This window comes from Acetobacterium fimetarium (assembly GCF_014284475.1).
In the GTDB taxonomy this organism is placed as follows: Bacteria; Bacillota; Clostridia; order Eubacteriales; family Eubacteriaceae; genus Acetobacterium; species Acetobacterium fimetarium.
On the sequence record NZ_WJBC01000069.1, the window covers coordinates 1 to 1,343 of the forward strand.

2 protein-coding genes are annotated in these 1,343 nt (G+C 39.2%); both read left to right on the top strand.

The features are described from left to right. Positions 1–95 precede the first annotated feature (95 nt). Positions 96–380 (top strand): transposase, encoded by a 285-nt coding sequence (locus GH808_RS15065; RefSeq protein ID WP_186843600.1) that lies wholly within the window; start codon positions 96–98, stop codon positions 378–380. Positions 381–394: 14 nt separating this feature from the next. Then, on the top strand, positions 395–1,291 hold the full coding sequence (locus GH808_RS15070; protein WP_207722362.1) for an IS3 family transposase: 897 nt from the start codon (positions 395–397) through the stop codon (positions 1,289–1,291). Positions 1,292–1,343 lie beyond the last annotated feature (52 nt).

Sequence of the window (1,343 nt, forward strand, 5' to 3'; positions counted from 1 at the left end):
TGCTGTTAGAATATAAATAGTACAAGTCAAAATGAGAAAGTCCAAAATAGAAAAACATGATAAAATAAATCTATCAGTAAACGGAGGATCTCATTATGGCAAAACACTATGACAAACAGTTTAAGCTCGATGCAGTTCAGTACTATCTAGATCACAAGGATCTTGGATTGCAGGGATGTGCATCGAATCTTGGTATCAGTCAGCAGACACTTTCCCGGTGGAAAAAAGAACTGAAAGATACTGGCGACATTGAATGTCGGGGTTCTGGTAATTATTCTTCTGATGAAGAAAAAGAAATTGCCAGATTAAAACGTGAATTACGTGATACCCAGGATGCGCTCGATGTATTAAAAAAAGCCATCGGCATTCTGGGAAAATAACAGAAGCCATTTATCTGGAGGTTTCTGAAAAGGCAGAAATTACTCAAAAGGAAGACCGCCGAGTTTCTGTCTCCGGAGTGCTGAAAATTTTAGGCGTTTCCCGATCCGGTTACCGGGCTTGGCTTAAACATGTGCCTTCTGATTTACAGAAACGCAAGGAAGCAGTAAAAATCAAAATTAAAGAAATCTATGATGACTCTCATCAAAATTATGGCGCGCCTAAAATCAGGAAAGAACTGCAAAAGAGCGGTGAAACCATTTCAGAGCGTACCGTCGGTAAATATATGAAAGAAATGGGCATCAGAGCTCAATGGATAAAACCATGGACACCTACAACCAGGGATTCAGATTTCAGTCATGAACTTCAGAACATCCTGGATGAACGCTTCAATCCCGAACGCCCAAACGCTGTCTGGTGCAGCGACATTACATATATTTGGACAATCAATGGTTTTGTCTATTTGACAAGTATTATGGATCTTTACTCCAGAAAAATTATAGCATGGACCCTTTCAAAAACGATGGAAGTATCTTGCGTTATTGACACTATTAATAAAGCAAAGGCGCGGCGCTGTACAGAACTGCCATTGATTCTTCATTCAGATCGCGGCAGTCAGTATGTTTCCAAAGAATACCGAAAGGCAACGGCTAAAATGCAGCGAAGCTACTCTAAAAAGGCATTTCCCTGGGATAATGCGTGTATTGAATCTTTTCATTCCCTGCTTAAACGTGAATGGATAAAGCGCTTTAAAATCCGTGGTTTCAAGCATGCCTATCGGCTTGTATTTGAATATATTGAATCGTTTTATAACACGAAGCGGATTCACAGTCATTGCGATTTTATGTCGCCCGATGATTTTGAAAAACTATTTGCAAAAATGAACAAATCGGATTTGCAATTAGCTGGTTAAGATGAGGATAAACTTCTCATTTTAATTTGTACTAAATCTTGACAGAAGACCA